The following is a 25,293-nucleotide window of genomic DNA, read 5'->3' on the forward strand; positions in this document are numbered from 1 at the left end:
TGCAACAAAAGTGCTCATTCCGTCGAGTGGATCGTCGCGGTTTGCGTGACGCTACATACAAAAACGCCCTTCGAAGGAAGGGCGTCGGTTGCGCGGATTCCTGAACGCGTCAGGCCGCCAGTTCCAGCTTCGCCGTGTTGCGCGTGTCGCGCGCGTGCACGCGCTTGCCGGCCGCGTAGGTCTCGAAGACCGCGCGATCGTCGCCGAGCAGCGCGAACGCGAACAGCAGTTCTTCCAGTGATTCGGTGCGCGACGTCCGGCGCGCGAGCAGCGGCGTCGAGTTCGGATCGAGCACGACGAAATCCGCCTCGCTGCCGGGCGCGAGCGTGCCGATCCTGTCGTCGAGTTCGAGCACTTGCGCGGCGCCTGTCGTCGCGAGCCAGAACATGCGCGTCGCGGTCAGATGATGGCCGGTGAGACGCGCGATCTTGTGCGCGGCGCCCATCGTCTGAAGCATGGAGAAGGACGTGCCGCCGCCGACATCCGTCGCGAGCGCGACCGGCATGTTTGACTCGCCAGCTTTCTCGAAATCGAACAAGCCGCTGCCGAGGAAGAGGTTCGAAGTCGGGCAGTGCGATGCAACCGAGCCCGTTTCCGCCATGCGCGCGCGGTCCTTGTCGTCGAGATGGATGCAGTGGCCGTACACCGCGCGGCGACGCAGCAAGCCGTAGTGATCGTAAATGTCGAGATAGCTGCGATGTCCCGGAAACAGGCTCTCGACCCATTTGATCTCGTCGGTGTTTTCCGCGACGTGCGTCTGGATGAACACGTCGTTGTGCTTCTGCGCGAGCACGCCGCATGCTTCGAGCTGCGCTTCTGTCGATGTCGGCGCGAAACGCGGCGTCAGCGCGTACTGCTGACGGCCGCGCCCGTGCCAGCGCGCGATGAGTTCGGCGCTGTCGTCGTAGCCGGATTGCGCCGTGTCGCGCAGAAACTCGGGGCAGTTGCGGTCCATCAGCACCTTGCCCGCGATCATGCGCGTGCCGCGCGCTTCGCTTTCAGTGAAGAACGCATCGGCGGATTGCTTGTGAACCGTGCAGTAGACGAGCGCGGTCGTCGTGCCGCACGCGAGCAGCTCGTCGATGAAAAAGCTCGCCGTCTCGCGCGCCACGGCGGGATTCTCGAAGCCGCGCTCGGTCGGAAACGTGTACGTGTTGAGCCACGGCAAAAGGCCCGGCGCGGGCGACGCGATCATGTCCGTCTGCGGATAGTGGATGTGCGAGTCGATGAAACCCGGCACGATCAGCTTGTCGCGCATCGTGTGGACGGTCGCGTCGGCGGCGAGCGTGTCGCGCAGCGACGCATACGCGCCTGCCGCGACCACATTGCCGTCATCGACGACGAGGAGGCCATCGGCCTCGTACACCGCGCCGTCGGCGGCATGCGCGGGGTCCTCGCGAAAGGTCAGCAATTGGGCGCGGTAGGCGGTCTGAGTCATGGTGCAACGTCTCCGTATCTGATGTTCAAAGCTGCGAAAGCAGGACTAACGAGAAAGCCGCGATGATCCACATCGCCGGCTTGATCTCACGCGCGCGCCCGGTCGCCGACTTCAGCACGACGAACGCGAGAAAGCCGTACGCGACGCCATCGGTGATCGAGTACGTCAGCGGGATCAGGATCATCGCGAGGAACGCGGGAATGGCTTCGTCGAAGCGATGCCATTCGATCTTCGTGATCGCTTCCATCATGAACACGCCGACGAGCACGAGCGCGGGCGCGGTCGCGATCGCCGGCACGAGCGACAGGAGCGGCGAAAGGAACAGGAACGGCAGGAAGCACAATCCGGCGACGACCGCGACGAGACCCGTGCGTCCGCCCGCCGAAATGCCCGCCGCCGATTCGATGTACGCGTTCGCCGGGCTCGTGCCGAGCGGCGCGGAAATGAGCGCGGAGAAGGAGTCGACCATCATCGACTGGCGGATGTTGCGGGGATTGCCGTCCTTGTCGTAGAGCTTGCCGGCTTCCGAAATCGCCATGAACGTGGACAGCGCGTCGAAGAACGACGTGAACAGCATCACGAAGATGAACGGCCAGTAGATGACCTTCAGCGAGCCCATCAGATCGAGCTGCCCGACCGCCGAAAAGTCCGGCGCGGCGAAGAGGCCGTTCCAGTTGACGAGCGTTTTCGTGGCGATGGCGGCGGGCCAGTACGCGGTGCCGTCGCCGTAGAAGCGGCCGATCGGAATCGCGATGATCGTCGTGAACACGATGCCGAGCATCAGCGCGCCCGTGACCTTGCGCGCGACGAGAATCGTCGTGACGGCGAGGCCGATCAGAAACGTGACGACCACCGGATTGAGCGACGCCGAATGCACGATCGTCACCGGATCGCCGACGACGAACTTCGCGTTCACGAGCCCGATCAGGCTGATGAAGAGTCCGATGCCGCACGAGACCGCGTGCCGCAGATTCGCGGGTATCGCATCGACGACGAGCTTGCGCGCGTTGAACGCCGCGAGAATCGCGAAGATCACGCCGGACCAGAACACGCAGCCGAGCGCGGTCTGCCACGGCATCTTGCCGCCGTGAACCATGACGAACGCAAAAAGCGCGTTCATGCCCATGCCGGGCGCGACGAGCACCGGATTGCGCGCATACAGGCCCATCGCGCAGCTGCCAAGAAAGCTGACGATGACCGTGGCGGTGAGCGCCGCCGGAAACGGCACGCCCGCCGCCGACAAAATGCCCGGATTGACGACGATGATGTACATCGCCGTGAGGAACGTCGTGATGCCCGCGACGATTTCCGTCTTCGTGCGCGAGCCGGCCGCGCGAATGCCGAAGAATCGTTCGAGCGCGGTGCTGTCTTGTTGTGTTGTTGCGGTTGTTTCCATCGTGCTTGCTTACTGCTTCCAGTGCTGATCCAGGCGCGCGACCATCGCGTCGCGTTCTTCTTCGGTGACGAACGAGGCTTCGAGGCTGTTTTTCAGCAGCGTGTAGACCTCGTGATCGGTGAGCTTCAACGCATCGACGATCGCGAAGTAATTCGCGTTGACGTAGCCGCCGAAGTACGCCGGATCGTCGGAATTGATCATCACCGCGACGCCCTGATCGAGCAGATCCTTCAGCGTGTGCTTCGTCATGTCGTCGAATACGCAGAGCTTGATGTTCGAGAGCGGGCACACCGTCAATGCGATGCGCGCATCGGCGAGACGCGCGACGAGCGCGGCGTCCTCGATGCTGCGCACGCCGTGATCGACGCGATCCACTTTCAGCAGATCGAGCGCTTCGTAGACATACGACGGCGGTCCTTCTTCGCCCGCATGCGCGACGAGCTTCAGACCGCGTTCGCGCGCTTTCGCGAACACGCGCTCGAATTTCGACGGCGGATGGCCGCGTTCCGACGAATCCAGCCCGACGCCGATCAGCCGATGCGCGTACTTGTCGAACAGCGGCAACGCGCTGTCGAAGGTGGCGAGCGCGTCGTCTTCGGACAGATGGCGCAGGAAGCAGAGAATCAGCTTGCTCGACAAGCCGCGCTTTTCGCCTTCCGCGAGCGCGGCGTCGATGCCCGCGACGACCGTTTCGATCGGCACGCCGCGTTCCGTGTGCGTTTGCGGATCGAAGAAGATTTCCGCATGCACGACGTGATCCGCGAGTGCGCGTTCGACGTAGGCCATCGTCATGTCGTAGAAATCCTGCTCCGTGAGCAGCACGCTCGCGCCCGCATAGTAGATGTCGAGAAACGACTGCAAGTCGGTGAACGCGTAAGCCGCGCGAAGCGCATCGATCGAGTCGTACGCGAGCTTCACGTTATTGCGCTTCGCGAGCGCGAAGATCAGTTCCGGCTCTAGCGACCCTTCGATATGGATATGCAACTCGGCTTTCGGCGCGTGCGCAATCTTGTCGGCGAGTGTGGGATTCATTTGGGCTTTTGAGTTTTGGGGCTACAAGTTCGCCTGTGGGTCAGGCGGTCTGTTGCGACGACGCATGGCTCGAAGCGTTGGCTTCGACCGCCTGCAGCAGTTGGGCTGCCGCTGCAACGGCGATCACTTCGGGCGCTTTGTCGACGATGCCGTCGATGCCGATCGGACACACCATCCGCGCGATGCGCGCCGGGTCGATGCCGCGCGCCGCGAGCCGATGCTCGAACTGCTTCTTCTTCGTGAACGAGCCGATCATGCCGAAGAACGCAAAGTCGCCGCGCCGCAGGATGCATTCGGCCAGCGCGAGATCCACCGTGTGGTTGTGCGTCATCACGATGAAGTACGCGTTGGGCGGCGCATTATCGACAGCTTCGTCGGGCGCGTCGGTCGGCTCGATCGTCACGTTATCGGGCACGAACTGCGGTGCGGGAAATGCCGCATCGCGCTCGTCCACCCAGGTCACGTGACACGGCAGCGTCGCGAGCACGCGCACGAGCGCTGCCCCGACATGGCCCGCGCCGAACAGCACGACCTGAAAGTCGTTCGGCGCGATGGTCTCGGTCAAAAGCGCGCCGCGCTCGTCGAAACCGGCGCCGTCCCACAGCAGGCAGTCGGCGTCGGTCGCGCCCGGTTCGGGATCGGAGAGCATCACCGCATCGCGAAGCTCGGGATCCGGCGCGAAGGAAACGCTGCGCACGGTCGATAAACCTTGCGCGGTGCGCTTGCCGAGCGTCGTCACCCAGTTCAGATCCGCGACGTCGAGCCGCTCGAATGCGAGCACGACGGCGCCGCCGCAGCACTGGCCGAGGCTCGGGCCGAGCGCGAAACGCTCGAGTCTGCGCATGCGCGGGCTGCGCATGCCGTCCTTCAGCACTTGCCGTGCGGTTTCGATGGCCTTCCATTCCAGATGGCCGCCGCCGATCGTGTAACGCGCGTCCTCGCGGGTGACGATCATCTTCGTGCCCGGCTCGCGCGGCGCGGAGCCTTCGACACGCGCGACCGTCACGAGCACGACGGCGTCGCCGTGCGCGAGCAGGTGTTGCAGGTCGTTCAGCCAAACTTGCATCGAGTGAGCTCCGGAAGTGATCGGGTTTGTGCGGGGTTTGCGCGGATGTGCGTCGTCGCAGACGCTAGTTTACCGGGCGATGGACATCCCATCGGCCAGCGAGAGAAAAGCGGGAAAAGCGCGCACACGCAAACGCGTGCGAGCGCATAGGAATAGGGCGCAGAGCCGAAGGGAAGCGGATGGTTTGCGTTGTCATGATTCAGGAAGACATTGCGGACCGGGCGCGCGTTACGCGGTTTCCGTTCGTTTCATGCGTTACCGTGAAAAAAACCGGTTGCCTTTGAGCGAAGCGGACTGCGCGCACGTAGATCGCCATCCAGACACGACCTTAACACCGCAATATCCCAAAAACATTGCGGCAGACGTATCAAGATTATGCGGATGCGCTGATGCGGGAAAGAGAAAGCGCGCAAAGCGCGATGAAGCGGGGAAGGACGGGCGGCGCGGACGGCCGCCCGGAACACATTACCGGACGGTCGAGCGCAGTTTGCGCTTGAATCGCAGGCTGGCCGCGACGAGCACGAAGATCAGCGCGAACGCGATCAGCGACCACTGCGGCAGCGAGAGTCCGAGGATCGGCGGATACGGCGTTTCGCACAGACCGGCGACCTTGAACACTTGCGGCAGCCAGCTTGCGGGCGGCAGGCCGTCGACGATCGGTTGCAGCGCGTCGAAGCCGCAACTGAAGCCGGGATGCGACTGCACATAGACGTGGCGAATCGCGGTGATGAGACCGCCGAGCGCCGAAATCGCGACCAGCGTCTCTAAAAGCGCAATGCCGCGCCAGTTGCGGAATGCCGCGCCGAGAAACGCGAAGATCGCGATCAGCACGAAGAAATAGCGCTGGATGATGCAAAGCGGGCAGGGATCTTCGTTATGGAAGAACTGCAGATACAGCGCACCGCCGACGAGACCGAGACTGACCAAACCGAGCAGCACGAGCAGGCGGCGCTCGCGGCGCATCACCCGGTCGTCCTGATGCATCGTGAAGTGATGTAAAGAGTTGTTCATTATTTCGCAACGATTCGAGAAGGAAGCACCTGAGTTGCGCGGGGATCGCGGGGAATTCTAGCGCGAACGCCCGGTGCGCAAAATCAGCCGCGACGATTGGCCGAGTTTCCCGGCCCGCTCAGCGCGTCGTTTCCAGCACCGCTTCGACCGCCCGTCCGATCGACAGCAACGTGTCGTCGGAGTTCGGCGCGCCCGCGAGCATCAGGCCGACGGGCGCCTCGCCGCGCGGATGGCAGGGGAGCGAGAGCGCGCAGGCATCGAGAAAATTGAACGCGGTCGGATTGCGCAGGATCAGCGCGTTGGTGCGCGTGAAGGCGTCGTCATCCGATTCGAGATCGGCGATGCGCGGCGGCAGCACCGGCACCGTCGGGCAGAGAATCGCGTCGAAACGTTGCCAGAGCGTCGTGCGCGCGGCTTCGATCATCGCGGCGCGCGCCTCGCACAAGTCGATGTAATCCGCCGCGCTCGCCGCTTCGGCGCGTTGCAGGCGCGCCAGCACGCGCGGATCGTAATCGGCGCCGCGCTCGGCCATCAGCTTGCGATGCCACGCATACGCTTCGATCGCGACGAGCGGATAGCGATTGATCTCCGGCAGACGATCGAGCGGCGCAAAGCGCACGTCTTCCACGAGCGCGCCGGCCGCCGCGAGATGATTGACGGCCGCGGCGACGGCGCTGGCGACGCTCGCCTCGACGCCATCGGTGACGTAGTTCGTCAGCACGCCGAGGCGCACGCCTTCGAGCGGGCGCGTCGCGGGCACGCCGGGATCGCGCCCCGCGAGAATCCGGTCGACGAGCGCGCAGCATGCGACCGACACGCCGATCGGACCGAACGAATCGAGCGTTTTCGACAGCGGCACGCCGCCTTGCTTCGGGATGCGGCTCGCGGTCGGCTTGAAGCCGGTGAGGCCGCACAGCGCGGCCGGAATGCGGATCGAGCCGCCGGTGTCGGTGCCGAGCGCGACGGCTGCCATGCCATCGGCGACCGATGCCGCCGCGCCCGACGACGAGCCGCCCGCGATGCGCGCGTCGCCCGGCACGTTCGCGCGCCACGGCGAGCGCGGCGTGCCGTAATGCGGATTGAGCCCGAGGCCCGAGAACGCGAACTCGCTCATGTTGGTGCGCCCGACGATCACCGCGCCCGCACGGCGCAGGCGCGCGACGGTCACGGCGTCGGCGCTGGCGGGCGCGTTGTCGGCGAGCGCCTTCGAGCCGGCGCGCGTCACCTGGCCTTCGACATCGAAGAGATCTTTGATCGACACAGGAATGCCCGCGAGCGGCGAGAGCACGGTCCCGGCGCGGCGCAGCGCGTCGTGCGCATCGGCGGCGGCGCGGGCGTGATCGGCATCGACATGCAGGAAAACGGTCGAGCCCTGGCCCGCCGGGTCGGCGATCCGTTCGAGCGCCGTCTCGACGAGCGCGCGGCTCGTCGTGCGGCCGCTTTTCAGATCGGCGGCGAGTTGGGCGAGAGGGGCGAACTGCGGCGAAGTGGTCGGCATGGCGTCGGGCAGTGGCGTCGCCGTCTGCGAGAAGCCGGCAATGCCCGGCGCTTCGCATCGGCAGTGAGTGGATGGACGCCGCAGCCGAAAGCCGGGGCGTCCAAGGTGGCTGTCATTCTAAGCCACCGACGCCGATCGAACACCGCTCAGATCGTGCGCGAGAAGCGCCGCAGACTCGATTGACCCAGATAGCGGTCGAATACCGATGCGACGTTGCGCACCAGCATGCGGCCAGCGGGCAGCACGCGGATCGCGTCGCGCGAGAGATCGATGAGGCCATCGCCGGCCATCGGCGCGAGGCGCGCGAGTTCGTCGGCGAAAACGGCGGGGAATTCGATGCCGTGCGCGCTCGCGACATCGTCGAAGCGCAGCTCGCCGCCGCACATGAGACGCATGATGACGTCGCGGCGCAGTGCATCGTCGGCGGACAGGCGCACGCCGCGCGCGATGGCGAGCCGCCCCGCGTCGATTGCCGCGGCATAGTCGGCGAGTTCGCGGGCGTTCTGCGCATAGACATCGCCGATCTTGCCGATCGACGACGCGCCGATGCCGATCAGATCGCAATCCGCATGCGTGCTGTAGCCCTGGAAGTTGCGCTGGAGCGTGCCGGCTTCGAAGGCGCGCGCGAGCTCGTCGCCGGGCAGTGCGAAATGATCCATGCCGATGTACACGTAGCCCGCGTCGCTCATGCGCCCGATCACGCGCTCGAGAATCGCGAGACGCACGGCCGGTGAAGGCAGCGCGCTTTCGTCGATCTGCCGCTGCATCTTGAAGAGTGCCGGCATGTGCGCGTAGCCGAACACGGAGACGCGATCCGGTTTCAGATCGACGATCGCGTCGAGCGTGCGCGAAAAGCTTTCGACGCTCTGATGCGGCAGGCCGTAGATCAGATCGACGCTCACCGACTTGAAACCGTTCGCGCGCGCGGCGTCGAGCACGGTTTCGGTCATTTCGCGCGGCTGAATGCGATTGACGGCGCGCTGCACGCGTTCGTCGAAGTCCTGCACGCCGAGGCTCAGGCGGTTGAAGCCGAGCTCGCGCAGCAACGCGACGGTTTGCGCCGACGCCTCGCGCGGGTCGACTTCGATCGAATATTCCGCGCGCTCGTCGGAAACGAGATTGAAGTGCTCGCGCGTCGCGGACATCAGCTCGGCCATCTCGTCGTGCGAGAGGAAAGTCGGCGTGCCGCCGCCCCAGTGAAGCTGCGTCACCGGGCGCGACGTATCGAAAAGCGCTGCTTGCAGCGCCAGCTCGCGCTTCATGCGATCGAGGTACGGGCGAGCGTGCGCGCGATTCTTCGTCGCGACCTTGTTGCAGCCGCAGTAGAAGCAGACGGTGTCGCAGAACGGAATGTGGAAGTAGAGCGAGAGATCGGCGTTCGCGTTGGACTGGCTCGCGGCTTCGCGATAGTGCGCGGCGTCGAAGGAATCGGTGAACTGGACGGCGGTCGGATAGGACGTGTAGCGCGGACCGTGCGCGTCGTAGCGCGCGAGCAGGTCGGGGCGAAAGAGCGGGGCGGCGGGAGTCATGGCGGACCTCGGGGGGAACGTCCGAGTGTAGTCGGACGATGCGCGCGAACATTGCGTGATAAGGTCGCAGCCCAATGGCAGCATTTGACGAACCGCAAAGAAGAGGCATGAGAAAATGCCGGTTCTCTTTGCGCTGTTCAGTCACGCCATGTCGATCGATTCTTCGCCCCATGCCTGCCGCGAGGGCTGCGGCGCCTGTTGCATCGCGCCGTCCATCTCGAGTCCGATTCCGGGGATGCCGGATGGCAAGCGCGCGGGCGAACGCTGCGTTCAATTGGGCGACGATCTGCGCTGCAGGATTTTCGGCGATCCGCGCAGGCCGGCGTGCTGCGGCGGATTGCAGCCTTCGCACGAGATGTGCGGCGAGACGCGCGAATATGCGCTGACGTGGATCGAGCGGCTCGAAACAGCGACGCAGCCGACGCAACTGTCGTGACGATCGACAGTCCAATTCGCGGACCGCGCCGAAGACGGCGCAGATTCGAAGAAGAACACTGGAGGATCAAGCATGACGGAACCCGTCGCGCCGCTGCGGCGCCGGTTCGTGCGGGCAGGGCTGATGGCGCTGCCCGCGCTCGCACTCGCATCGAAGGCCCACGCGGCCTCGAACTCGGTATTCCCCTTCATTCCGGATCACTACACATTCTCGACGCAGCAGGTGCAAGCCGCCGTCGCGCGCAAGTTCCCGCTGCAACGCACGGCTTCGCAGATATTCGACGTCGTCCTGAGCAATCCCGTCGTCGGGATGGCGCCGGATCGCAACCGCGTGACCGTGCGCGTCGATGCGCGACTTTCGACGCCGTTCATGCCGAATCCCGTGATCGGCGCGTTCACGCTCTCGACGCAGCTCGGCTACGATGCGCCGAGCCGTTCGGTCATTCTCGTGTCGCCGTCCGTCGACGATGCGCAGTTCACGGGCGATGCCGCGCAATATAACCAGCAGATCGCGTCGGTCGGCGCGCAACTCGCGGCGCAATTGCTCGACCGCTATCCGATCCACACCTTCAAGCCCGAGGAGCTCCAGTTCGCCGGGGTGTCTTACGAACCCGGTACAATCACAGTCCTTACAAACGGCATACGTGTGCAGATTGTCGAGAAGTGAATCGAAATCGCTGCGCAATGTGCATCAAAACCTACGGCTACACCGCGAACAAGGGCTGACGGATGGACTGGATATTGATGGTGAAGGCGCTCATCCTGGGCGTCGTGGAGGGCTTGACCGAATTTCTGCCGGTCTCGAGCACGGGGCATCTGATCGTGGCGGGCAGCTTGCTGAATTTCACCGACGCGCAATCGAAAACCTTCGACGTCGTCATCCAGTTCGGCGCGATTCTCGCGATTTGCTGGGAATACCGCGCGAAGATCGGCTCCGTCGTCGCCGGCCTGCCCGCACGCTCCGACGCGCGGCGCTTCACGCTCAACGTCATCATCGCGACGATTCCGGCCATCGTGCTCGGTCTCCTGCTCGAAAAGCACATCAAGGCGGTGCTGTTCTCGCCGGTGCCGGTGTCGGTCGCGCTGATCGTCGGCGGCATCGTCATTCTCTGGGCGGAGTCGCGCCAGCGCGAGCGGGGCGTCATCACGCGCGTGCATTCCGTCGACGATCTTTCCTATGGGGATGCCTTCAAGGTCGGCCTCGCGCAATGTTTCGCGCTGATTCCGGGCACCTCGCGTTCGGGTGCGACGATCATCGGCGGCATGTTGTTCGGGCTCGAACGGCGCGTGGCGACGGAGTTCTCGTTCTTCCTCGCCATTCCGATCATCTTCGGCGCGACGCTCTACGAAATGGCCAAGTACTGGCGCACGCTGACCGTGAACGATATCGGGCTGTTCGTCATCGGGCTCGTCGCGGCTTTCGTCAGCGCGTTCGTCTGCGTGCGCTGGCTGCTGCGCTACGTCGCGTCGCACGATTTCACGGCGTTCGCGTGGTATCGCATCGGCTTCGGCTTGCTGATCCTGATCGTCGGATACAGCGGCGGATTGAGCTGGGCCGACTGATCCCGCTCTCGCCACGCAAAGCAAAACGCCACGGCTTGCCGTGGCGTTTTGCTTTCTGGGCGATGCCGTTCAGCGGCGGCGGAACATCAGATCCCAGACGCCGTGGCCGAGCCGCAGGCCGCGCCGCTCGAACTTCGTGACCGGGCGGAAATCGGGGCGCGGCGCGTAGCCGTCGGCGGTGTTTTCGAGCGCCGGTTCCGCCGACAGCACTTCGAGCATCTGCTCGGCATAGTTCTGCCAGTCGGTCGCCAGATGGATATAGCCGCCCGGCTTCATGCGCGACACGAGCAGCGCGACGAACTTCGGCTGAATCAGGCGGCGCTTGTGATGGCGCGCCTTGTGCCACGGATCCGGAAAGTAGATGTGCACGCCGTCGAGACTGTCGGGCGCGATCATGTGTTCGAGCACCTCCACGGCGTCGTGCTGGAGGATGCGGATATTGCCGAGCCCTTGCTCGCCGATCAGCTTCAGCAGCGCGCCGACGCCCGGCTCGTGCACTTCGACGCCGATGAAGTCATCGCCCGGACGCGCGGCCGCGATTTCCGCCGTCGTTGCGCCCATGCCGAAACCGATCTCGAGCACGCGCGGCGCGTGGCGGCCGAAGTGCGCGTCCCAGTCGGCGAGCTGCGGCGTGTAGGGCACGACGTAGCGCGGGCCGAGATCGTCGATCGCGCGCTGCTGGCCCGGCGATACGCGCCCCGCGCGCGTGACGAAGCTGCGGATGCGCCGATGCCGCAGCGTGGCGTTTTCGTTGACGTCGGACGGGTGCGTGCCGTTGTCGTCGGCTTCGTCTTGGGGATCGTGGCTCATGAGGCGATGCTGGAACGGATGCGCGAAACTAAAAAGCCGCCCAAACGTGACTTGGGGCGGCTTTCGCTGGGATTCTGGAGCGGGCGATGGGAATCGAACCCACGTCTGTAGCTTGGGAAGCTACGGTAATAGCCATTATACGACGCCCGCATGAGCCGGCTATTGTAAGCGCAACGCGTCCCGAGGCGCAATTGCGCGCGGGTTTCAGATGCCGAAGAGCGTCATCGAGACGGCGACGCGCGTCACGACCATCAGCAGCACCTGGACGATCACGAAGAGCAGAATCGGCGAAAGATCGATGCCGCCGAGTCGCGGCAGGATGCGCCGCAGCGGATCGAGAAACGGCGCGGTGATCTGATACAGCAGCGGCATCGCCGGCGACTGCGGATTGAGCCACGACAGGAGCGCCATCAGGATCGTCACCCAGATAATCAGGTTTAGCGCCCATTTGACGACGGTCAGCAACGCGACGAGCAGAAGGGTCGGCGCCATGAGCGTCGGATCGACGCCCGCGAGCACGACCATCAGCGTCACGTAGACAGCCGAGGCGATGAACGCCGCGACGATGCTCGCCCAGTCGATCTTCCCGCCGGGAAGAATCTTGCGCAGCGGCAGCACGAGCCAGTTGGTCGCCTGCATCACGGCGTTCGACACGGGGTTGTAGGGCGGCATCCGCACGACCTGGATCCATGCGCGCAGCAGGAGCGCCGCGCCGAACAGGGTGAAAAGGGTGTTGAGCAGAAAACGGGCGATATCGCCGAACATCTCGGGTCCTCTAGGATGCGTGCGCAGTGTTGCGACGTGCGCCGGGTCGGGTTAAGCGAAAGGTGAAGGGAGACGAAAGGCGCTAGCGGGCGCAGAGCCGCCCGCGAGTGATGTCTGGATGGCGGCCGTCCGCGCGGCGCGAATCTTGAATGCTGACCTTGATCATTGTTCGTTCTCTGGACTGAGTATCTCGTCGAAGTCATCGCGGCGCGCGGCGCGCGGCGCATCATGCGCGTTTGCGCGCCCGTCGCACGCACGCCGTTAGACGAAGCTTCGCGTTTTTCTGTTCTCGGCGATTCGAACTCCCCGCCCAACAGGCTTGCCTGATGGGGCGCCGGACGTCACCTTAACATGGCTTTGCAGCCGCTTGGGGACGTTGTCGCACGCGCCGCGCGCGATTGGTCGGGCGATTGCGTGAAAGGTACGCGAAAGTTAATCGCAGGAGACTCATCCGCATGAAACGCCAGTGTCGGAAAACCCTAGTGTTGCCATTTTGAGACGATCGCGAAAAGCGTATTTCACGCAAAACTGGCAGGATATAAAGACGGAAAGCGAAAGGGCCGAGCGCTTCATTGGGCGGGATTGTTTCCCTTCGAATGAGTGGGCGAGAAATCGGACAGGACGAATTTTCCGGCCAAAAAGCATGCTTTTCGCTGAATGTGGTTTGACACACATCAATCGCATATCGACGTGAAGGCTTGGTTTCTTTGCGTACATTGAGGAACGAACAGGGCGCTCGATACTAAAGAGAAGACGATTTCAGCGGGAGCGCAGGCGCGGCGGGATGCAGCCGGCTCTCCCATCAAGGTTTCATTCGCTACGTTCGGAGGTTGCCGTGAGCATTTTCTCTTATAGAAAGCATCTGCGATTTTTGAGCCAAGCCCAACGGCGCCGCTGGTGGGATCAGAAAAAGCGCCTGACGCCTCGCGTCGTTATCGGCGCGGCTTATGTGCCGCCGAACGTCACGCGTGAATTCGCTTACGTCAAAGTGGGTTGAACGACGCTTCGAGCTTTTAAGAATCTCGCGCATTACATGAGAAGCCCCGGCGGACGCATTGTCCGTCGGGGCTTTTCCGTTCTTTTGTAAATAGACGTTACGCCGTTTTTTAACTTATGGCGTATATCGAGTCGAGCCACCGCGCGCAGGTCCGCCGAACGGTCGATCGGAGCCTGTTTGCGGCCATCGCCCGGCTTTCGGTCTCCTGGCAGCGTTAAGCATCTTGCAATTTGCAACAAATGACTCCGCCGACCGATCTGCTTTTTCGATAAATTCGACTCATACCGTCGCTCGTGAGCCGCCTGGACCGGCCATCATGCGTAGCGGCGAGGAGAACGAAAGTGAAAAAGCTCGGTGGTTTGTTGGTCGCTGGTGCGCTCGGCGTGGGATTCGTCGGTGCAGCGCAGGCGCATGTATCGGTGGGCGTGGGTATCGGGGTGCCGGCTTACCCGGTGTACGCCGCGCCGCCGGCTCCTGTCTATGTCGCGCCGCCGCAGCCCGTTTATGTGGCGCCGCCGCCTGTCATGTATGCGCCGCCGCCCGCGGTGGTTTATGGCGGCTACGGCGGCTATGGCTACTACGGCCGTCCGTATTACCGGCATCACGGTTACTACCGTCACGGACCGGGCTACTGGCGCCGCTGATCGGCCCGAACGGCTTATTCCGAAGGCGATGCATGCATGCATCGCCTTCTGCGTTTACGGGCCGATTTCTGGATTTTTGCGACGGAACTGGGACAATGATGATCCTCCTCACCTCACGCTCTCACGCCGATGTCCACTCTTCCCGCCCCGACTTTCGATGACGTCGCCGACGCCGCCCGGCGCATCCAAGGATTCGCCCATCGCACGCCCGTCCTGACTTCCCGCACCGCCGACGCCATCGCGGGCGCGTCGCTCTTCTTCAAGTGCGAGAACTTCCAGCGCATGGGCGCGTTCAAGTTCCGCGGCGCCTACAACGCGCTCTCTCATTTCGACGACCGCCAGCGCGCAGCGGGCGTCATCACGTACTCGTCGGGGAATCATGCGCAGGCGATCGCGCTGTCCGCGAAGCTCGCCGGCATCCGCGCGACGATCGTCATGCCGGAAGACGCGCCCGCCGCGAAGATGGAGGCGACGCGCGGCTACGGCGGCGAAGTGATCACCTACGACCGCTACACGCAAAATCGCGAGGAAATCGGCCGCAAGCTCGCCGAGGAACGCGGCATGACGCTGATTCCGCCCTACGACCATCCGCATGTGATCGCGGGGCAGGGCACGGCGGCGAAGGAACTGATCGAGGAAACCGGTCCGCTCGATTATCTGTTCGTGTGTCTGGGCGGCGGCGGGCTCATCGGCGGATGCGCGCTCGCGGCGGCGGCGTTGTCGCCGGACTGCAAGGTGATCGGCGTCGAGCCGGAGGCGGGCAACGACGCGCAGCAATCGCTCGCTCGCGGCGAAATCGTGCATATCGACGTGCCGCGCACGATCGCCGATGGCGCCGCTTCGACGCACGTCGGCGAATACAACTTTCCGATCATCCAGCGTCACGTGGACCGGATCGTCACCGTGAGCGATGCGCAATTGATCGACACGCTGCGCTTCTTCGCGCAGCGCATGAAGATGGTCGTCGAGCCGACCGGCTGCCTCGCGGCGGCCGCCGTGCTGCAGAAGGTCGTGCCGGTCGAAGGCAAGCGCGTCGGCGTGATCGTGTCGGGCGGCAACGTCGATTTGCCGAAGCTGTCGCAGTATCTCGCGTGATGGCGGATCGTCACGACGCTGCGTTGACGATCAGATCGCGGTAGCCGTTCACGATCACGCTGTACGCGAAGTACGCGAACAGCACGGCGGACATCACGTGGCACGCGCGCAGGAGCTGCGTGCCGGCGCGCTTTCGGCCGTGGCTCGCGAGCGTGCAGATGAAGATCGTCCAGCCGAGCCCGCCGCAGAAGAAGCCGATCAGAAACACCGACGCGCTGACGGGACTCGTCGCGCCGGCCTTGGCGATGAGCGCGCCGCCGACCGCCGCAAACCACAATATCGCGCTCGGCGACGACACCGCGAGCAGGCATCCGCGCACGAAGCTTTGCCAATGCTTCGGGCGCGGCACGGTGAGATCCGCTTCGCCTTCGACGGGCGGCGCCGACGCCGGATTGAGCGCTTCACGCGCCATCTTCCAGGTGAGAAAGAGCAGCACGACGGCGCCGCCGATCCACACGACCCAGCGCACGGCGGAGAACTGCAAGAGCGCGGACATGCCCGCGAGCGCGAGCGCCGCATAGAACAGATCGCCGAAGCACGTGCCGAGGCCGAGCACCATCCCCGGCTTGAATCCGTGCGACAGGGCGAGCGAAATGATCGCGACGTTGGCGATCCCGATATCCAGACACAACGACAGCGACAGAAAGAACCCGTCCGACAGCAACGACCACGAATGCATGTTGTTATTGATGGTTGTGAAGCGTGAAGCTGACATCGAGACGGCCGGTCGGCACGTTCATCGTGTTGCGTGTGGGCGGATTACGGAAGGCGGCGAGCGCATCGCGCTGTGCTTGCGTGCCGATGCCGAGCGCATCGAGCAGATGGACGACGACCGCGTTCACCACGGCCGTATTGCCGTCCTCGACTTTCACCGCGATGCCGATCGGACCTGTCTCGCGGCGCACGCCGATCGCGTAACTCGCGTCCGCGCCGGTCTTGGCGACGAGCGCGCCGCCGAACGCCTGCATCAGTAGCGTGCAGAAGCGGCCTTCGCCCGCGACGAGTTCCGGATGCGATGTCATCGCGCGATGGATGCGTGCGAGCGGCGAGCCGTCCGACGCGGCGGCGATGTTCATATAGAGCCGCGCGAGACGTTCGAGCGGGAAGGCGGGCGTCGGCAGATTGCAGCCGTCGATGGCCCATTGCACTTCGTCATCGGCGAGATCGACGGCGCGCGCCACCGTGCGCTTCACATGCGCCTGCAGCGGATGACCGGGCAAGTGGTAATCGGCGAGTGGCGCGTTCATCGCGCGCGCGCCCGCGAGCATGCCGGCGTGCTTGCCGGAGCAATTGCTGCAGACGGCGGTCGGCGTGAAATCGCGCCGGATCCAGTCCTTGTACACGGCGTCTGAAATCGGCGGATGGCCGCCGCAGCGCAGATCGCTTTCGCTCGCGTTCGACTTCGCGAGCATCGCGAGCGCGCGCTCGATATGACGCGGCTCGCTGCTGTGCGATCCGCACATCAGCGCGAGGTCCTCGTCGGTGAAGCCGAAGCGTTCCAGCGCGCCCGTTTCGATGACGGCGAGCGCCTGCGCGGGCTTCGCGGCCGAGCGCGGCAGCGTCACGCGGCGCGGATCGCCGAAAGAATGGATGAGGCGGCCATCGGCATCGACGACCGCGACATGCGCCGCGTGCGTGTTCTCGATGACATCGCCTCGATAGAGCGTGGCCGCGATCGTCATTTGTCGAGTCCGAGTTCGGTCCAGAGCGTATCGACGCGGCGCTTCACGGCTTCGTCCATGACGATCGGGCGGCCCCATTCGCGATTCGTTTCGCCGGGCCACTTGTTGGTCGCGTCGAGTCCCATCTTCGAGCCGAGACCCGCAACCGGCGACGCGAAATCGAGATAATCGATCGGCGTGCTGTCGACCATCACGGTGTCGCGCGTCGGATCGACCCGCGTCGTGATCGCCCAGATCACTTCCTTCCAGTCGCGCACGTTCACGTCTTCATCCACGACGACGATGAACTTCGTATACATGAATTGCCGCAGGAAGCTCCAGACGCCGAACATCACGCGCTTCGCGTGGCCGGGATAGCTCTTCTTCATCTGCACGATCGCCATGCGATAGCTGCAGCCCTCCGGCGGCAGATAGAAATCGGTGATCTCGGTGAACTGCTTCTGCAACAGCGGCACGAAGACTTCGTTCAGCGCGACGCCGAGCACGGCAGGCTCGTCCGGCGGTTTGCCTGTGTAGGTGGAATGGAACAGCGCGTCGCGGCGCATCGTGATCTTCTCGACGGTGAAGACCGGAAACCATTCCTGCTCGTTGTAATAGCCGGTGTGATCGCCGTACGGGCCTTCGAGCGCGTGCTCGTATTTCGCCGACGCCCCCGCCGACGGACGCGGCGGCGCGCCTGCGGGCGCGGGCGGCGGCGCGCCGTCCTGCGGATAGATGAAACCTTCGAGCACGATTTCCGCGCGTGCCGGCACCTGCAATGCATCGACGCCCGGCGTCAGGCATTTGGCGAGTTCGGTGCGCGATCCGCGCAGGAGACCAGCGAACTGATATTCGGACAACGAATCGGGCACGGGCGTCACTGCGCCGAGAATCGTCGCGGGATCGGCGCCGAGCACGACCGCCACGGGATACGGCTTGCCGGGATTCGCGAGCGCAAACTCACGGAAATCGAGCGCGCCGCCGCGATGCGCGAGCCAGCGCATGATGAGCTTGTTGCGCCCGATCAGCTGTTGCCGATAGATGCCGAGATTCTGACGCGGTTTGTTCGGCCCGCGCGTGACGGTGAGGCCCCAGGTGAGCAGCGGACCGGCGTCGCCGGGCCAGCATGTCTGGATCGGCAGCCGATTGAGATCGACGTCGTTGCCTTCCCACACGATTTCCTGACAGGGCGGCGCGCTGACCGACTTCGGCGCCATGTCCCACACGGCCTTCGCGAGCGAGAGCAGCTTGCCGGCATCCTTCAGGCCCTTCGGCGGCTCGGGCTCCTTGAGCGCGGAAAGCAGCCTGCCGACATCGCGCAACGAACTCAGCGCGGCGACGTCGCTGCCGAGACTCACATCGGAACCGCTTTGCGCGTCCGTCTCGATGCCCATGCCGAGCGCGACGCGCCGCGTCGTGCCGAACAGGTTCGCGAGCACGGGCATCGTGTAACCGGTGGGCGCTTCGAACAGCAGCGCCGGTCCGCCCGCGCGCAACACGCGATCGGAGACTTCGGTGATTTCGAGAACGGGAGAGACGGGCTGCCGAATGCGGCGGAGTTCACCGAGCGCTTCAAGGCGGGCGGTGAAGTCGCGCAGATCTTTGTATTTCATCGATGGTCGGAAGTGGACTCGAAGGCGCCCGGAGGCAGAACTCCCCGGGCGGGACGGCTGCGCGCTAAGCGATTGTCGATTTTACCTGCGTCGGCGTCCGTGCGTTGGGCGACATTCAGCGAAAACCACTTGGAATCGCCCGGGAGACGTGGTTTTCGGCTGCTGAACACTGTTCAATATAACTGTAAGTAATTGAAACCAAAGTCTATAGCATTGACGGATCATTAAACCCTGTTAGAATCGCTTGGCATCCATTGCAGGTTTTGAAACTTTTTACCTTAGCCTCAGGTCTGTCAGACGCCAATGCGTCGCCTGCGCCGCTCCTGCCCGGCGATTCATGGCTGTTGGTTGTCATTGCCGGCGTTTCGCACGCCGGTTTTTCGCGTGGAAAGCCACGTGCGCGTTCAGGGCATGCAGTTCGTGCCGCGCAACCCGGCGGATTTTTGCCGGATCGGCTTTTCAGACGGCGCTTGCCGTATCCCCGATGCCGCTGACGCTTACCGAGAGTGAGCGGTGTCTGATTTGTCTCTCGAGTACGTGCTTCATTCGTATTCATCTGCGCAAATCATGCAACATTGGGAGTATCGATGAATGCTTCGGTTTGGTGGGGTTCCGACTCCCGCGCCGCGCAGGTTGTGCGCGTAGCGCTACGTCGCGGACGCCGTTTGAGTCACCATCTCTTCGCCGTGGTCGGTTGCGCGGCCGTTGTCAGTGCGCTCGCGCTCTGGCTGGCGCCTTCCTGGCGCACGACGTTCGCCGCAAAGATCATGCCGTTCGTGTCGGCCGCGGTCCAGGCCGGTCCGGCGCGTTTGCTCGCCGGCCAGCCGCTGCCGCCGTTCTCGGCGGTGCATCGCGCGCCCGGCGACGCCGCGCTGTCCGTGAACGTGACCGCTAACACGGCGGCGCCCGAAATTGCCAAGGCGCCGGCCGCCGTGACCCCGTCGCTCGGCGCGGCGGCCAGCGACGACGCCAGCACCCGTCAGCTCACCGGCGGCATCAGCCTGGCCGTGTCGCCCAACGGGCTCGATCCGCGCACGATGCCGTCCGTCGGCATGCTGGCGAACCTGATTCCTGCGCAACGCGTCGTCGCGGATGCGCGCGATGACCGTGTGCTCGTCTCGGCGCGTGAGCAGAAGCTCGTCGCGAATTTCATCGCGCGTCGCTATCGCGTGGCGCAAGAGCCGGTCACGGAACTCGTGCGCGCCGCGTTCGATACGGGTCGCGAAGTCGGCCTCGATCCGCTGCTGCTGCTTTCGGTGATGGCGATCGAATCGGGCTTCAATCCGTATGCGGAAAGCGGCGTCGGCGCGCAGGGCCTCATGCAGGTCATGTCGAAGGTGCATTCCGACAAATTCGAGTACTTCGGCGGCTCGCACGCGGCGCTCGATCCGCTCGCGAACATCAAGGTCGGCGCGCTCGTGCTGAAGGATTGCATCGCGCGCGGTGGCTCGGTGGCGGGCGGCTTGCGCTACTACGTCGGCTCGACGACGCAGGACGACGGCGGTTACGGCGCGAAGGTGCTGGCCGAGCGCTCGCGTCTGCGCGATGTCGCGCGTGGCCGCAATGTGCCGATCAACGCGCCGCAGGCGCCGGTCCAGGCCGCGCCGAAGCAGGTTCTCGCCTCGACGTCCGCGGACAAACGCGTTCACGCGACGATCGAATCGCCGAAGAAATCGCAGGACGATGGCGACGGGGAGACGAAGCACGTCGCATCGGCGGAGCTGGGCGCGTAAGGCTTTCGGCAGACGTAAAAAGGAAAGGGCACCCGCGGGTGCCCTTTTTGTTGCGTGTGCCGTCGCGATTATCGACGGAACAGCGTGCCGAGTCGCTGGACCGCTTCTTCCAGCTTCGCCTGCGACGTCGCATACGACAGCCGGATGTAGCGCTGCGGCGCGTGGAAACCGAAATCCGCGCCCGGCACGAGCACGACGCCCGCGTCGTGGAGCATCGAATGCGTGAGCGCATCGCTGTCGCCGGCGGCGGGGTGATGAACCGTCGTCGTGTCGGCGTAGACGTAGAACGCGCCGTCCGGCACGACCGGCACGCCGAAACCGAGCGAGCGCAGCGCCGGCACGATGTAATCGCGACGCCGCTTGAACTCCAGTCGCCGTGCTTCGTAGATCCCGATCGTCTCCGGCTCGAAGCACGCGAGCGCCGCATGCTGCGCGAGCGCCGACGCGCAGATGAACAGATTCTGCGACAGCTTTTCTACCGCGCTGACCATCGCGTGCGGCACGACGAGCCAGCCGAGCCGCCAGCCGGTCATGTTGAAGTACTTCGAGAAGCTGTTCACGGTGACGACGTCGTCGCCGAAGGAGAGCGCGGACACGGGTTTCGCGTCGTAACTCAGGCCCTGGTAAATCTCGTCGACGATCGTGAAGCCGCCGCGCGCGCGCACCGTGTCGACGATGCGCCGCAGTTCGTCCGGCTCGATCGACGTGCCCGTCGGATTCGATGGCGACGCGAGCAGCACGCCGCGCGTCTTCTCGCTCCAGTTCTCCTCGACATGCTCGGCCGTCAACTGGAAGCGCTCGGCCGGGCCGCTCGCGATGAGCACCGGCTTGCCATCCGCCGCCGACACGAAATGCCGGTTGCACGGATAGCAGGGATCGGGCATCAGGACTTCGTCGCCGTTATCGACGAGCGCCATGCACGCCAGCAGCAGCGCCGCCGACGCGCCCGCCGTCACGACGATCCGCTCGGGGTCGACGGCCAGGCCGAAGGTATCGCGATAATGCTGCGAAATCGCCTCGCGCAGCGCGTGGATGCCGAGCGCGTTGGTGTACTGCGTCACGCCGCGCTTCAGGGCATCGGCGGCGGCGTTCGTGACCGGCTCCGGCGCGGTGAAATCCGGCTCGCCGATGCTCATGTGGATGATGTCGCGGCCCGCGCGCTCGAGCGCCTGCGCCTCTTTCATCAGCTCCATCACGTAGAACGGCTCGATTGCGTCGACGCGCGACGCCAGCCGCACGAGCGGTTCGGCTGTCTGGTTCATTTATGCTCCGCGGCCGCGCGCCTGCGCTTCGGTGGGCCGCATCACGACGGCGAGCTTGTCCAGCACGCCATTGACGTACTTGTAGCCGTCCGAGCCGCCGAAAGTTTTCGTCAACTCGACTGCTTCGTTGATGACGACGCGATACGGCACGTCGATGTGATGCTTGAACTCGAAGGCGGCAACCAGCAGCACCGCGCGCTCGACCGGCGACAGCTGCTCGATCGGACGATCGAGGCACGGCTGCAACTCGGCCGACAGCGCGTCGGATTCCTTGATCACGCCGTGCAGGATCGCATCGAGATGATCCTTATCGGCCTTGTCGAAACCTTGAGAATTGCGCAACTGCGCGTCGATTTCGCCGGCGGGCGCGCCCGACAGCAACCACTGGTAAAGCCCTTGCGTCGCGAGTTCGCGCGAACGGCGTCGTGCGCTCTTCATGCGCGGTCCTCGTCTTCTTCGTCTTCGTCTTCATCGTCGCCGCCGAGCTGCTCGAGCGCGACGGACAGATTCGCCATTTCGACCGCCACGCGCGCGGCGTCGCGACCCTTTTCGGTCATGCGGGCGACGGCTTGCTCGTCGTTCTCGGTCGTCAGCACGGCGTTCGCAACCGGAATGCCGAAGTCGAGCGCGATGCGCGAGATGCCCGAGCCGCTTTCGTTCGACACGAGCTCGAAGTGATACGTCTCGCCGCGCACGACGGCGCCGAGCGCGATCAGCGCGTCGAACTGGCCGGATTCCGCGAGCTTTTGCAGCGCGAGCGGAATTTCGAGCGCGCCGGGCACCGTGACGAGCAGCACGTCCTGGCCGATCACGCCGAGGCGTTCCAGCTCCTCGATGCAGGCGTCGGCGAGGCCGTTGCACACCGGTTCGTTGAAGCGCGACTGCACGATGCCGATGCGCAGGCCGTCACCGTCGAGGTTCGGCTGGTATTGTCCGATTTCCATGAATGATTTCCGTTGGTTCAGATTGGGTTTGGCGTTCAGGCCGAGCGCAACTGCGTGATGCTCGTATCGGCGGGCGCGGCGGTGGCGGGGCAGCCGGGCATCGGCACGAAGCCTGTCACTTCCAGGCCGTAGCCCGACATGCTGCCGAGCTTGCGCGGATTCGCGAGCACTTCCATCTTGCCGACGCCGATATCGCGCAGAATTTGCGCGCCGATGCCGTAGGTCTTGAAGTCGATCGGGCGGCGCTTGAGTTCCGCCGCCTTGTCCTTCTGGTCGAACGCGCGGAACACGTCGACGAGATGTTCCTTCGTGTCGCCGCAATTGAGCATGACGATCGCGCCGAGATCGCGCGCGGCGATTTCCTTCATCGCGGCGTCGATGGTCCAAGAGTGCGTCGACGAGTCGATTTCGAGCAGATCCAGCACGGAGAGCGGTTCGTGCACGCGCACCGGCGTGTCGCGATCCGGACGCGGCGTGCCGCGCACGAGCGCGATGTGCGGCGAACCGGTGGGCTCGTCGCGATACAGCAGCGCGCGGAACGGACCGTGCGCGGTCTGCATCGTCCGCTCGCAGACTTTCTCGATGATCGATTCGGTGCGGCTGCGGTAGTGGATCAGATCGGCGATGGTGCCGATCATGATGCCGTGCTGCTGGCCGAACTCGATGAGGTCGGGCAGACGCGCCATTTCGCCGTCGTCCTTGATGATCTCGCAGATCACCGCGGCGGGCGTGAGACCCGCGAGCGCGGTCAGGTCGCAGCCGGCTTCCGTATGGCCCGCACGCACGAGCACGCCGCCCGGCTGCGCCATGATCGGGAAGACGTGGCCCGGCTGAACGATGTGCTCGGCGCGCGCATCGTGCGCGACGGCCGCGGCGATGGTTTTCGCGCGGTCGGCGGCCGAGATGCCGGTCGTCACGCCCTCGGCGGCTTCGATGCTCACCGTGAACGCCGTGCCGTACTGCGTGCCGTTGCGATGCGTCATGAGCGGCAGGTTCAACTGCTTGCAGCGTTCCTGCGTGAGCGTGAGGCAAATGAGGCCGCGGCCGTGCTTCGCCATGAAGTTGATCGCTTCGGGCGTGACGAATTCTGCGGCGACGACGAGATCGCCTTCATTCTCGCGGTCTTCTTCGTCGACGAGGATCACCATCCGGCCGGCTTTCAGTTCAGCGATGATCTCAGGAGTGGAGGCGAGCGACATGATGACGTCCCGAGCGGGCTCTGATTTGGGGAAAGCGCGTATTTTACGCCACGGCTGGTGGAGCGTCGGGGAAATCGACTCTCTTCGAGAGGTGGAGGTTTCCTAAGCCATTCGGACGAATGGCGCGACGGGCAAGCGTTTGGGAAACTGTCCTCACTGTAACTTTAAAGCGGATGGATTTTGTACAATGTTGTGTACATTAAACTTAATGGGGCCGAACATGGCTTATAGGGCAAGGGACATCATTCCGCTCTCTCAGGCGCGTGCAAATCTCTCTGAACTCGTCGACGAGGTTCGCGGCGGCAATGAAAAGATCATCACGAAGAACGGAGAAAGCTATGCCGCGTTGATCAGCGCGGAAAAGCTCGAAGCGTTCTACCGCATGGAGAGGTCCCGCATTCATCTGGTGCTGCTGAACGACGCGTTGACCGCTCTGAAGAGCCTCGACAAGAACAAAACGGAAGATGCCGACGAGTACTTCATCCGTCTGAAAGCGCGTCTGGGAGCGCCGCAAACCGATGACGGAGAGTCGGACCGTGAATGATGAACGCAAGTGCACGACCATCCGAATCTCGAGCGAATTCAATGCCCGACTCACGGATATCGAGCGCTACTGGAACCGCGTTGACCGGCCTGAAAGCTTCCTTCGGCTAGTCGAGGCGATCGAAAAGAAGGTCGTACCGGTGCTTCGGCGCTTTCCGGCTCTTGGACGACGCCTTCTCAATTCGAAGCCGGATACGGTCGATGCTTTGCTGACGATCGAGGAGATCGTGGACGTCACGAAGTCGGGCGCGCCTCATCAAGGCGAGCTACACGAACATCTGTTCGATGACTACGTGCTGCTCTATCTGTTGTCCGGTGACAAGATCACTTTCTTGTCGCTCCGGCACATGAAAGAGACTTCCTCCGAATTCAGGGATCTGTGGGGTCCGGAGCGCTAGGTCAGGACAACGCGAGCATTCACCCCGCACTCATCATCCGCTCCACATACCGCGCGATCAGATCGATCTCCAGATTGACCTTCGCGCCTTTGGCAAGGGCCTTGAGCGTCGTCACTTCGACGGTATGCGGAATCAGATTGATGGAAAACTCGCAGCCGTCGGCGCTGTCGCTGACGGAATTCACCGTGAGGCTCACCCCGTTCACCGTCACCGAGCCCTTGTAAGCCAGGTACTTGCCGATATCCTTCGGCGCCACGATGCGCAATTCGTGCGATTCGCCCACCGGCTCGAACTTCGACACGACGCCCAGCCCATCGACGTGACCGGATACGAGGTGCCCGCCAAGCCGGTCGTGCGCGCGCAACGCCTTTTCCAGATTCACGCCGGCGCCCGCATCGCCGAGTCCGACGGTCTTGTTGAGACTCTCGCGCGACACTTCGACGTCGAACGTGCCGGCCGATTTCTCGACAACCGTCATGCACGCGCCCTGAATCGCGATGCTGTCGCCGAGCTCCACGTCGGCGAGATCGAGATCGCCCGCGGCGACCGTCAGACGCACGCCCGCTTCCGGCTCGGCACCGAGCGGCGTGACTTTTTCGATTCGGCCCACGGCCGCGACAATTCCTGTGAACATCGGTCGGATTCCTCGATTCGGTGCTGG

The 25,293-nt window shown here is 64.2% G+C and carries 25 protein-coding genes and 1 tRNA gene; 8 read left to right on the forward strand and 18 right to left on the reverse strand.

All coding sequences use genetic code 11. The features are described 5' to 3' along the window. Positions 1–109 precede the first annotated feature (109 nt). The 7 genes from guaD to hemN all read right to left on the reverse strand — a co-directional run bounded on the left by guaD (position 110) and on the right by hemN (position 8,970). Positions 110–1,438 carry a guanine deaminase gene (gene guaD / locus NCS67_RS03255; protein ID WP_008350892.1) on the reverse strand — a complete coding sequence of 443 codons (1,329 nt, stop codon included), beginning with the start codon at positions 1,436–1,438 and terminating at the stop codon, positions 110–112. Positions 1,439–1,463: 25 nt separating this feature from the next. Beyond that, positions 1,464–2,834, reverse strand: coding sequence for an NCS2 family permease (locus NCS67_RS03260; protein ID WP_175981778.1), 1,371 nt, complete (start codon positions 2,832–2,834; stop codon positions 1,464–1,466). Between the two features lie 9 nt (positions 2,835–2,843). Continuing rightward, on the reverse strand, positions 2,844–3,866 hold the full coding sequence (locus NCS67_RS03265; protein ID WP_008350888.1) for an adenosine deaminase: 1,023 nt from the start codon (positions 3,864–3,866) through the stop codon (positions 2,844–2,846). A 40-nt stretch (positions 3,867–3,906) separates the two neighbouring features. Next, positions 3,907–4,932: a xanthine dehydrogenase accessory protein XdhC gene (xdhC, locus tag NCS67_RS03270; RefSeq protein ID WP_008350887.1), complete on the reverse strand. Its 1,026-nt coding sequence runs from the start codon at positions 4,930–4,932 to the stop codon at positions 3,907–3,909. 465 nt (positions 4,933–5,397) lie between these two features. Further along, positions 5,398–5,916 carry a disulfide bond formation protein B gene (locus NCS67_RS03275; protein WP_033536679.1) on the reverse strand — a complete coding sequence of 173 codons (519 nt, stop codon included), beginning with the start codon at positions 5,914–5,916 and terminating at the stop codon, positions 5,398–5,400. Positions 5,917–6,061: 145 nt separating this feature from the next. Then, entirely contained in the window at positions 6,062–7,441 is a 1,380-nt protein-coding gene (locus NCS67_RS03280) for an amidase (RefSeq protein WP_008350885.1), read from the reverse strand. Between the two features lie 146 nt (positions 7,442–7,587). After that, the gene (hemN, locus tag NCS67_RS03285; RefSeq protein ID WP_008350884.1) at positions 7,588–8,970 is read right to left on the reverse strand and encodes an oxygen-independent coproporphyrinogen III oxidase; all 1,383 of its coding nucleotides are present in this window, start codon (positions 8,968–8,970) and stop codon (positions 7,588–7,590) included. A gap of 148 nt (positions 8,971–9,118) precedes the next feature. Here hemN and NCS67_RS03290 point away from each other — a divergent pair, with 148 nt between their 5' ends. The 3 genes from NCS67_RS03290 to NCS67_RS03300 all read left to right on the forward strand — a co-directional run bounded on the left by NCS67_RS03290 (position 9,119) and on the right by NCS67_RS03300 (position 10,968). Next, the gene (locus tag NCS67_RS03290) at positions 9,119–9,406 is read left to right on the forward strand and encodes a YkgJ family cysteine cluster protein (RefSeq protein WP_033536695.1); all 288 of its coding nucleotides are present in this window, start codon (positions 9,119–9,121) and stop codon (positions 9,404–9,406) included. A 72-nt stretch (positions 9,407–9,478) separates the two neighbouring features. Continuing rightward, positions 9,479–10,072, forward strand: coding sequence for a DUF1439 domain-containing protein (locus NCS67_RS03295; protein WP_244807807.1), 594 nt, complete (start codon positions 9,479–9,481; stop codon positions 10,070–10,072). A 62-nt stretch (positions 10,073–10,134) separates the two neighbouring features. After that, the gene (locus tag NCS67_RS03300; RefSeq protein WP_034471340.1) at positions 10,135–10,968 is read left to right on the forward strand and encodes an undecaprenyl-diphosphate phosphatase; all 834 of its coding nucleotides are present in this window, start codon (positions 10,135–10,137) and stop codon (positions 10,966–10,968) included. A 69-nt stretch (positions 10,969–11,037) separates the two neighbouring features. On the opposite strand, the gene trmB is transcribed toward NCS67_RS03300, so the two are convergent. From trmB to NCS67_RS03315, 3 genes are all read right to left on the reverse strand, one after another. Next, positions 11,038–11,778 carry a tRNA (guanosine(46)-N7)-methyltransferase TrmB gene (gene trmB / locus NCS67_RS03305; RefSeq protein ID WP_008350880.1) on the reverse strand — a complete coding sequence of 247 codons (741 nt, stop codon included), beginning with the start codon at positions 11,776–11,778 and terminating at the stop codon, positions 11,038–11,040. 75 nt (positions 11,779–11,853) lie between these two features. Then, positions 11,854–11,928, reverse strand: a tRNA-Gly gene (locus NCS67_RS03310). 54 nt (positions 11,929–11,982) lie between these two features. Continuing rightward, complete coding sequence (locus NCS67_RS03315; RefSeq protein WP_008350879.1) at positions 11,983–12,543, reverse strand: YggT family protein; 561 nt, start codon at positions 12,541–12,543, stop codon at positions 11,983–11,985. 1,338 nt (positions 12,544–13,881) lie between these two features. On the opposite strand from NCS67_RS03315, the gene NCS67_RS03320 reads away from it, so the two are divergent. Both NCS67_RS03320 and NCS67_RS03325 read left to right on the forward strand, forming a co-directional pair. Beyond that, positions 13,882–14,184 (forward strand): hypothetical protein, encoded by a 303-nt coding sequence (locus tag NCS67_RS03320; protein ID WP_034471336.1) that lies wholly within the window; start codon positions 13,882–13,884, stop codon positions 14,182–14,184. Between the two features lie 129 nt (positions 14,185–14,313). Then, a complete protein-coding gene (locus tag NCS67_RS03325; RefSeq protein ID WP_250434193.1) occupies positions 14,314–15,279 on the forward strand; it encodes a threo-3-hydroxy-L-aspartate ammonia-lyase in 966 nt (321 codons plus the stop codon). Positions 15,280–15,289: 10 nt separating this feature from the next. On the opposite strand, the gene NCS67_RS03330 is transcribed toward NCS67_RS03325, so the two are convergent. Genes NCS67_RS03330 through NCS67_RS03340 form a run of 3 tightly spaced genes read right to left on the reverse strand, consistent with a single transcriptional unit; the run spans position 15,290 to position 18,553 of the window. Next, entirely contained in the window at positions 15,290–15,958 is a 669-nt protein-coding gene (locus NCS67_RS03330; RefSeq protein ID WP_008350875.1) for a LysE family translocator, read from the reverse strand. A 4-nt stretch (positions 15,959–15,962) separates the two neighbouring features. Next, the gene (locus tag NCS67_RS03335) at positions 15,963–16,961 is read right to left on the reverse strand and encodes an asparaginase (RefSeq protein ID WP_175981791.1); all 999 of its coding nucleotides are present in this window, start codon (positions 16,959–16,961) and stop codon (positions 15,963–15,965) included. Further along, positions 16,958–18,553 (reverse strand): UbiD family decarboxylase, encoded by a 1,596-nt coding sequence (locus NCS67_RS03340; protein ID WP_250434195.1) that lies wholly within the window; start codon positions 18,551–18,553, stop codon positions 16,958–16,960. Before NCS67_RS03340 ends, NCS67_RS03335 begins: the two co-directional genes overlap by 4 nt. A gap of 587 nt (positions 18,554–19,140) precedes the next feature. Here NCS67_RS03340 and NCS67_RS03345 point away from each other — a divergent pair. Continuing rightward, positions 19,141–20,286 (forward strand): lytic transglycosylase domain-containing protein, encoded by a 1,146-nt coding sequence (locus tag NCS67_RS03345; RefSeq protein WP_250434218.1) that lies wholly within the window; start codon positions 19,141–19,143, stop codon positions 20,284–20,286. 68 nt (positions 20,287–20,354) lie between these two features. On the opposite strand, the gene NCS67_RS03350 is transcribed toward NCS67_RS03345, so the two are convergent. Genes NCS67_RS03350 through ribBA form a run of 4 tightly spaced genes read right to left on the reverse strand, consistent with a single transcriptional unit; the run spans position 20,355 to position 23,691 of the window. Beyond that, positions 20,355–21,548: a pyridoxal phosphate-dependent aminotransferase gene (locus NCS67_RS03350; RefSeq protein WP_008350867.1), complete on the reverse strand. Its 1,194-nt coding sequence runs from the start codon at positions 21,546–21,548 to the stop codon at positions 20,355–20,357. Next, on the reverse strand, positions 21,549–21,986 hold the full coding sequence (gene nusB / locus NCS67_RS03355; protein ID WP_008350865.1) for a transcription antitermination factor NusB: 438 nt from the start codon (positions 21,984–21,986) through the stop codon (positions 21,549–21,551). After that, positions 21,983–22,492, reverse strand: coding sequence for a 6,7-dimethyl-8-ribityllumazine synthase (gene ribH, locus NCS67_RS03360; protein WP_008350863.1), 510 nt, complete (start codon positions 22,490–22,492; stop codon positions 21,983–21,985). The genes nusB and ribH overlap by 4 nt, the downstream gene beginning before the upstream one ends. Before the next feature lie 35 nt (positions 22,493–22,527). Further along, positions 22,528–23,691 carry a bifunctional 3,4-dihydroxy-2-butanone-4-phosphate synthase/GTP cyclohydrolase II gene (ribBA, locus tag NCS67_RS03365; protein WP_033536677.1) on the reverse strand — a complete coding sequence of 388 codons (1,164 nt, stop codon included), beginning with the start codon at positions 23,689–23,691 and terminating at the stop codon, positions 22,528–22,530. A gap of 220 nt (positions 23,692–23,911) precedes the next feature. On the opposite strand from ribBA, the gene NCS67_RS03370 reads away from it, so the two are divergent. Both NCS67_RS03370 and NCS67_RS03375 read left to right on the forward strand, forming a co-directional pair. Then, a complete protein-coding gene (locus tag NCS67_RS03370; RefSeq protein WP_250434220.1) occupies positions 23,912–24,235 on the forward strand; it encodes a type II toxin-antitoxin system Phd/YefM family antitoxin in 324 nt (107 codons plus the stop codon). After that, positions 24,228–24,632, forward strand: a complete 405-nt coding sequence (locus NCS67_RS03375; RefSeq protein WP_250434222.1) for a hypothetical protein — start codon at positions 24,228–24,230, stop codon at positions 24,630–24,632. Before NCS67_RS03370 ends, NCS67_RS03375 begins: the two co-directional genes overlap by 8 nt. A 19-nt stretch (positions 24,633–24,651) precedes the next feature. On the opposite strand, the gene NCS67_RS03380 is transcribed toward NCS67_RS03375, so the two are convergent. Continuing rightward, positions 24,652–25,266 carry a riboflavin synthase gene (locus NCS67_RS03380; RefSeq protein ID WP_175981801.1) on the reverse strand — a complete coding sequence of 205 codons (615 nt, stop codon included), beginning with the start codon at positions 25,264–25,266 and terminating at the stop codon, positions 24,652–24,654. Between the last annotated feature and the right edge of the window lie 27 nt (positions 25,267–25,293).

It is taken from the genome of Caballeronia sp. ATUFL_F2_KS9A (assembly GCF_023630765.1).
Lineage (GTDB): Bacteria > Pseudomonadota > Gammaproteobacteria > Burkholderiales > Burkholderiaceae > Caballeronia > Caballeronia zhejiangensis.